This is a genomic window from Gemmiger formicilis, from assembly GCF_016901605.1.
GTDB classification, from domain to species: Bacteria; Bacillota; Clostridia; order Oscillospirales; family Ruminococcaceae; genus Gemmiger; species Gemmiger formicilis_B.
The window spans coordinates 1-7634 of record NZ_JACJKP010000151.1; the positions used below are offsets into that span (position 1 = coordinate 1).

Annotated in this window: 8 protein-coding genes and 1 pseudogene; 5 read left to right on the plus strand and 4 right to left on the minus strand. The window is 51.9% G+C overall.

All coding sequences use genetic code 11. The annotated features are described in order from the left end of the window. From rlmD to H6B10_RS11135, 5 genes are all read left to right on the plus strand, one after another. Positions 1 to 929, plus strand: a 929-nt coding sequence (rlmD, locus tag H6B10_RS11115; RefSeq protein WP_204651670.1) for a 23S rRNA (uracil(1939)-C(5))-methyltransferase RlmD, incomplete at its 5' end; no start/stop codon positions are given. A 30-nt stretch (positions 930 to 959) separates the two neighbouring features. After that, positions 960 to 1427 carry a hypothetical protein gene (locus H6B10_RS11120; protein ID WP_204651671.1) on the plus strand — a complete coding sequence of 156 codons (468 nt, stop codon included), beginning with the start codon at positions 960 to 962 and terminating at the stop codon, positions 1425 to 1427. A 182-nt stretch (positions 1428 to 1609) separates the two neighbouring features. Next, positions 1610 to 2002 (plus strand): hypothetical protein, encoded by a 393-nt coding sequence (locus tag H6B10_RS11125; protein WP_204651672.1) that lies wholly within the window; start codon positions 1610 to 1612, stop codon positions 2000 to 2002. 6 nt (positions 2003 to 2008) lie between these two features. Continuing rightward, a complete protein-coding gene (locus H6B10_RS11130; RefSeq protein WP_204651673.1) occupies positions 2009 to 2860 on the plus strand; it encodes a DUF5685 family protein in 852 nt (283 codons plus the stop codon). Further along, on the plus strand, positions 2857 to 3603 hold the full coding sequence (locus H6B10_RS11135; protein ID WP_204651674.1) for a J domain-containing protein: 747 nt from the start codon (positions 2857 to 2859) through the stop codon (positions 3601 to 3603). The genes H6B10_RS11130 and H6B10_RS11135 overlap by 4 nt, the downstream gene beginning before the upstream one ends. A gap of 74 nt (positions 3604 to 3677) precedes the next feature. Here H6B10_RS11135 and H6B10_RS11140 read toward each other — a convergent pair whose 3' ends face one another. From H6B10_RS11140 to H6B10_RS11155, 4 genes and pseudogenes are all read right to left on the minus strand, one after another. Next, positions 3678 to 3827 carry a hypothetical protein gene (locus tag H6B10_RS11140; RefSeq protein ID WP_204651675.1) on the minus strand — a complete coding sequence of 50 codons (150 nt, stop codon included), beginning with the start codon at positions 3825 to 3827 and terminating at the stop codon, positions 3678 to 3680. A 12-nt stretch (positions 3828 to 3839) separates the two neighbouring features. After that, positions 3840 to 6605 (minus strand): magnesium-translocating P-type ATPase, encoded by a 2766-nt coding sequence (gene mgtA, locus H6B10_RS11145; RefSeq protein ID WP_204651676.1) that lies wholly within the window; start codon positions 6603 to 6605, stop codon positions 3840 to 3842. A gap of 244 nt (positions 6606 to 6849) precedes the next feature. Continuing rightward, positions 6850 to 7323, minus strand: coding sequence for a winged helix-turn-helix domain-containing protein (locus H6B10_RS11150; protein WP_204651677.1), 474 nt, complete (start codon positions 7321 to 7323; stop codon positions 6850 to 6852). Positions 7324 to 7344: 21 nt separating this feature from the next. Then, positions 7345 to 7634: pseudogene (locus tag H6B10_RS11155) on the minus strand (magnesium-translocating P-type ATPase); the annotation flags it as partial.

Sequence of the window (7634 nt, forward strand, 5' to 3'; positions counted from 1 at the left end):
CCGGCCGAAGCCACCGCATTGTAGCTTGCGATGACTGCAAATTACAGCCCGCCTGGATGAACCAACTGGCCGTGCGGGCCTGCACTCTGTTGGAACAAGCCGGTGCCACTGCCTACCGGGAAGAAAGCCATACCGGCCTGGTGCGGCATTTGTTTCTTCGTCAGGGGTGGCACAGCGGGCAGCGCTTGTTGTGTTTTGTACTGAACGGGAAGGCTTTGCCTGCCGAACGCCAGATCTGCGAGACATTGCAGCAGGAATTTGATCTCACCACCGTGTTGATCAACGAAAACACTGCAAAAACCAACGTTATTTTGGGCAAGCATACCCGCACGGTGCTTGGGCCCGGCACCATCGAAGACACACTGGCCGGTGTGGCACTGAAGATGGGGGTCCATGAATTTTACCAGGTCAACACGCCTTCTGCCGAAGTACTGTATGCCAAAGCCCGTGATTATGCCGGTTTACAACCCGACGATTTCTTGCTGGACCTGTACTGCGGCATGGGGACTATCGGACTTTCCATGCTGCCGGACTGCCGACGTCTGTTGGGTGTGGAAATCGTCCCACAGGCGGTAGACGGTGCTAAAGCAACCGCTGCACGGCTCGGACTCCCCCTTGATCGCGCGGATTTCCGCTGCGAAGACGCCGGTGCAGCCGCCGCCCGACTGGCTGCCGAAGGCACTCGCCCGGATGTGGTCGTCGTGGACCCGCCGCGTAAAGGCTGCGACACAGCCACGCTGGAAGCCATTGAACAGATGGCACCACGTACTGTAGTGATGGTCAGCTGCAATGCCGCAACCGCCGCCCGTGATGCCCGCTGGCTGACTGAGCACGGGTATCGTGCCGTAGAAGTGCAGCCGGTTGATCTTTTCCCGCGCACACGGCATGTAGAATGTGTAGCCAAATTCATTCTGGCCCCCCACAAATAAGGGGGTAGTTACCGGAAAGAGGGGTATGTTGTGAGATATTTTTTTGTTTTTCAAAACAAGACGTTCTTTCGTGAACAAGCTGGCAATTATCTGTGGGCACCTGATGGTACGCCTTCTCATTGGAAACTCATGCGTGAAGTTTCGCAAGGAGACATTATTTTTCACAGCTATCAACGGCACATCGTTGCAGTGAGCAAGGCCACTTCAAATTGTTATCCAGCGGTTCAGCCCTCTGAATTGGCCGTAGAACATCTATGGGAAAATAACGGCCTTAAAGTGGACTCTATGTATTGTTCACTTCCAGACCCCTTGGACACTAAAACCATTATGCCTACATTACTGGAATTGCAGCCCACTAAGTATGCTCCGTTCAATGTCCGTGGCTGGGGAAACACCGGTTATTTGTTCAACGTCACTCCTGAAATGGCAGCCTTTTTGTTAAAAGAACTGAAACGTTCTTCTGGCAATCGTCTCGCCTTAAACGCTCTGGGTGTTTAAGGGCATGTACCTCTTTTTTTCTCTGAAACAGCAGCTTTACAACACCCTGAATATTGAACAAAATCCCTTACTTTTGGGATTTGTTCAAATTCTTTTTTGCTCCTGTTCACGATTTGCCAACATTTGCATGGCATAATGAGAAGCGAAAATATGGGCCTTGCCCAAAAAGGTGGTTTTTTCTGATGAAAGGCTGGTTCCAGCGCTTTATGTCCGGCCGCTACGGCTTTGACCGTTTCAGTGGCTTTTTATCGACCTGCTCCCTGATCTTTATTGTTTTGGGAGCTCTTTTTGTGCCCTTCCTGTATTTTTTGGGGCTGCTGTTGCTGATTTATTGCTATTTCCGCATCTTAAGCTGCAACATCCAGAAACGTTACCAGGAAAACCTCAAATATCTGGCACTGGAAGGAAAAGTCACCGGTTGGTTTGCAACCCGTAAAATCCGTTTTCAGCAGCGCAAGGAATACCATTATTATCGCTGCCCCCATTGCGGTCAGCAGCTGCGCGTACCGCGCGGGCGGGGTAAAATCTCCATTACCTGCCCGAAATGCGCCACACAGTTCCTTAAAAAGAGTTGACGCACCATGTTTGGATATGTTACCATCTATCGCAAGGGCTTGGCAAAAGAGGATTTTGACCGCTATCAAGCGTATTACTGCGGCTTATGCCAGGCACTCGGCCGGCAGTACGGCATGCCCGGGCAACTGACCCTGAGCTACGATATGGCGTTTGTGGCAATCCTGCTAAGCGCTTTATATGACCCGGAAACACAGTTCGGTACGGGGCGCTGTGCTCCCCATCCCTTAAAAAGCCGTCCGCGGGCTTACAATCTTTTTCAGGATTATGCAGCCGACATGACGGTTGCATTGGCCTACTACAATTTTATGGATGACTGGCAGGACGATCACCGCCGTGCCAGTTTGCGGCAGGCGCAGAAATTGGAAAAGTTTTTGCCTGCTATCCGGGAACGTTGGCCGCGTCAATGCAACATACTTACAGAGCAGCTTTCGGCCTTGAATTTGCTGGAAAGCGCCAACTCTCATGATCTGGATGCGTTATGCAATGCGTTCGGAACCCTTCTGGGGGCCGTTTTTGCATGCCGGGATGATGCCTGGGCCCCCGTTTTGCAAGCTATGGGCCGCGGGCTGGGTGGTTTCATCTATCTGATGGATGCTTATGACGATCTGGAAAAAGACCAGAAGCGCGGACGCTTCAATGCATTGCAGTTTCTGGCAGACAGTTTACCGCCTGCCGAATACGAGGAGCGTTGCCACGATTTGCTGACCCAGCAAATGGGATTATGTGCGCAGCAGTTTTCTCTGCTGCCGATTTTGCAGGAAACCCCGGAGGGGAAATTATTGTATAACACCATTTATTCCGGCGTGTGGAGTAAATACGCGCTGGTAAGAAAGCACAGAGAGGGGCGTCACCAATGAACGATCCATACAGCGTATTGGGCATCACCCCCAGTGCCGATGATGAAACCATAAAAAAGGCTTATCGCCAAAAATGCAAGCAGTATCATCCCGACTTGCACCCCAACGACCCTGCCGCTGAAGAAAAATTCAAAGAAGTCCAGGCGGCTTACAGCGAGATTATGCGCCGTAAACAAGGCGGCGGGCAGGCCGGGTATCAGGGCTATCAGCAACAGCAAAGCACCAACAGCTATGGTCAGGCCGGATACGGCAACCAATACCAGCAAGATCCTTTTGGCGGATTTGGTTTTGGCCCGTTTGGCTTTGGTTTCTATGGTACTTCCGGGAGCCGCCAAACCTATACAACCGGCCAGGAAAGCCCCGAAATGCGGGCCGCGGCCAATTATATCCGCAACGGTTTCTATCAGGAAGCCATGAACACGCTGAACGGGATTCCCGCCAATGAACGCAATGCCCAGTGGCATTATTATTGCGCTTTGGCCAACCAGGGACTGGGCAACAACATCCGGGCCCGTGACGAAGCGCGCACAGCTGTTTCGATGGAATCCAACAACTACGCATACCAGAATCTGCTTGACCAACTGCAGAACCCCGGGCAAACCTACGCCAGTTATCAGCAGCCCTATGCACAGCCCAGCGGCAACCCCGGACGCTTCTGCCTGTCTTTCTGGATGTATATTCTTATGTGCAATATCTGCAGCTGGTGCTGCTGTGGCGGGCGCGGCGGTATGTTTTGCTGCTGATTTTCGTCCCCGCCTGTCCCTTACAACAACTGCAAATGCAAAAGAGCGGCACACACCGGTGCCGCTCTTTTTGTTTAGTCTTTATGAGGTTTCCAGTTCCAGAATACCAGATTCATAACCAGCACGATCAGCAAAACGACGCTCAGTGCTACCCAGAACCCCATATTCAAGCCCATCCATTCGGTTCTTCCGAAAAGCATCATCCACAAATTCGTCCAATTCATTGTGTTTCCTCCTTAGAGCAGTTTTCCGTAACACCGTACGTAAGCTTTCTTCAGGCTGGTTGCCAACGCCATATACAACAGGATGCAGGGAATCAGATAAAGGAAATACGCCGCAGGCAGGGCCACAAACCCCAGCATTGCACCAAACGGTGTGAAAGGAATGATGGTCAGCACGGTAATACCGGTCAATGTCAGCAATGTTACCGGCGCAGAGGCATGGCTTTGCAGGAGAGGCAGTTTTGGGGTACGAATCATGTGAATGACCAGCGTCTGGCTCCACATGGATTCCACAAACCAGCCTGCCTGGAACATGCCAATGTACGCTGCCTGCATCTGCAAAAGTTCTGCACCGCTGTAATGGGCTGTCAAATCGTGAAACAGCACCCCGTGTGAGACAAAAAACGGGCAAAAAACGAAATACATGAAAATATAAGTCACAAAATCGAAAATGGAGCTTGTGGGACCCAACCAGATCATAAAGCTGCCCACACTGCCTGCATCCCATTTTCTGGGGCTGGCAACATACTCTTCGTCCACGTTATCCCAGGGAATGGCCGTGCAGGAAAGGTCATAAATCAGATTCAGCAGGATCAGGTGCACGCTCATCATGGGCAGGAACGGCAGCAATGCCGAAGCCGTCAACACCGAAAACATATTACCGAAATTGGAGGAAGCCGTCATCTTGATATATTTGATCATGTTTGCGTAGGTTTTTCGGCCTTCCACGATTCCCTGCTCCAGCACCATGAGGTCTTTTTCCAGCAAAATAATATCTGCCGATTCCTTGGCCACATCCACCGCCGTATCTACAGAAATACCGATATCCGCTGCTTTCATAGCCGCCGCATCGTTGATGCCGTCCCCCATAAAACCGACTGTATGACCTTTTTCCCGCAGGACAGACACCACCCGTGCTTTCTGGTCCGGAGTCAGTTTGGCGAACACATCGGTTTCTTCTGCGGCTTCGGCCAATGCCGCGTCACTCATATTTTCCAGGTCCGGTCCCAACAGCATATTGCGTACCTGCAGCCCTACCTGTTTACAAATGGTACGTGCCACCTTATCGTTGTCCCCCGTCAGGATCTTGGTGGTTACCCCGTGATCTTTCAACGCCCGAATGGCCGCTGCCGTGGACTCTTTCGGCGGATCGAGGAAAGCCAGATACCCGATCAGCACCATGTCACATTCGTCCTTGACACCGAAGGCACCAACAGGAGACGGATTGTTCTTTTGGGCGATGGCAAGAACCCGGAATCCCTTTTCGTTAAGGTCCTCCACGGTTTGAAGGATTTGCGCCCGGACTTCCCGTGTAAGCGGGCAAACCGCACCATCACGTTCCGCAAAGGCACAGATCCCCAGCATTTCCTCCACCGCACCTTTGGTTACCATCTGCGTTTTACCGCTTTTATCCTGTACTACCGTTGTCAGACGGCGACGAGTAAAATCAAAGGGAATCTCGTCCACCTTCACGTAGTGCTCGGAAAGATCTACCAGAGAAGGATCTGCCGCTTCCGCTTCTTCCGTCTTTTGAATGATGGCCATATCCATCAGATTTTTATAACCAGTCTGGAAATAGCTGTTGAGATAGGCGTGCCGCAGCACCCGGTTGTCCTCTTCTCCGTTCACATTCAGATGATATTCCAACACCACACGGTCCTGGGTAAGGGTCCCCGTTTTATCTGTGCACAGAATATCAAAAGCGCCAAAATTCTGAATGGAATTAAGATTTTTGACAATGGTTTTCTTTTTGCTCATGGATACGGCCCCTTTGGCCAGGCAGGTCGTAACAATCATGGGCAGCATTTCCGGTGTAAGGCCCACCGCAATGGAAATAGCGAAAAGGAATGCCTGCAGCCAATCCCCTTTGGTCAGGCCGTTGATCATAAATACCAGCGGAACCATCACCAGCATAAAGCAGATCAGCACCCAGGATACCGCATTGATTCCTTTGGTAAAGTTGGTTTCTACCGCTTCTTCCGACACAGCAGACGCCATAGACCCAAACAGCGTGTGATCTCCTACCGCTACCACGACCGCCCGGGCACTGCCGGAAACCACATTGCTCCCCATAAAGGCAATATTGGCGTAATCCGTTATGCCGGCCTGTTCTGGCGAGATGGCTGCCGTTTTTTCCACGGGTTCGCTTTCCCCCGTCAGGCTTGCCTGGCTTACGAACAGATCCTTGGCCTCCAGAATCCGGACATCCGCCGGGATCATGTCCCCAGCCGAAAGCTGTACAATATCCCCCACGACCAACTCTTCCATGGGAATCTCCGCCGCGTCCGATTCCCGCCGAATTACGGTGCAGTACGCAGTAATCATTGCCAACAGTTTTTTGGCCGCGTTGCCGCTTCGGGATTCCTGTACAAACCGCAGGGTTCCGGAAATCACAACCATCGTCATAATGACCGCCACGGTCATGGGGTCAAAATCTTCAGGTGTGCTGCCCAGCAAAGAGAAGTAAGGCAGTATCATATCGGTAATTGCCGAAACCACTGCCAGGCAAAAAAGGATTGCCGTAAACGGATTGACAAACGCTTCCACCAGGCGCCGAAACAGCGTTTTCTTTTTTCCCTTGCTTACCGTATTGTTACCGTAACGGGCTCGATTTTCTTCCACTTGTGCCGCATCCAGACCGCACGCCGCAGAGAGCAGTGCGGCCAACACCTCACGAACGGAGTGTGTTGCCGCATACTGAATGCTCCGGTTCAATTCATCCCGCAGCACGGTGTTTTTTACGGCCTGACGCACAGCCAGGCGTTTTTCTTTCTTGTTCATTGTGCTTGCCTCCTTACGTGTCAAATCGACGCAAAGGCTGCATGCCGGAGTATGGATTCACTCCCGTTTCCGGCTGCATATTCCTTTTGCGTACTTCGGTCGGAATCCATACGTTTTCACCTCACCTTTTCCTGATGTGCGGCTTGTCCTCTCGGCCCGCCGCCTTACCTACTATACAAAAGCCGCAAGGAAAATCCCATGGTCGAAACCTTGCGATTTCCTTGCGGCTTGGCAAGAAACTGATTCAGATCTGATCGTTGAACTTATACCCGATGCCCCATATCGTCAGTACATAAAGCGGGGCATCCGGGTTGGGTTCTATTTTTTTGCGGATTTTGCGAATAAACGCCATGATATTGCTGTCGTCCAAAAGATAGGTACCATCCCAGACAGCCCGGTAGATTTGTTCTTTGGTAAAAACCTCGCCACGATTCCGGGCCAAAAACGCGAGGATGTCAAATTCCTTGGGAGTAAGGGCAATCTCTACACCATCCCGCACCACCCGGCGCGATTTTTCATCGATCCAAAGTGCCTCGCAATGCAGACCGGTTTCTTCCGGGAACGGCGTTTCGGTATCTTCCAGTTCTACCATCAGCGTACTGCATGCTTGAGTGAGGAGATCCCGGATCCCCTGCCGCAGTTCTCCTTCCGGCAGATTGTTTTGCAGCCACCGCGCCGTAGAAGGGTTCAAAGTAACATATCCGATATTCTTTTTCATCAGCGGATTTCCCCTCCCTTCTCAAAGCAGCTGACGCTGTCGTTTCACATACCAGCCCTTGGCTAACGAAACCAACAGCAGATACGCGGCAACAACCACCGCTAAAAATGCAAAATACCGCCACGGCATCGGTGTCATCCCCAGCATGCTGCCCAAGGATGTAACCGGCAGCAAAGTAAAAAGAATCACACCCGGTACCGTCACCGCCACCACCATACCGCCCGGTCTGCTTTGCAGGAAAGGCAGTTTTGGTGTACGCAGCAGCTGCAGGATGAGAACCTGCGTCCACAGGGATTCCAGGAACCACCCGG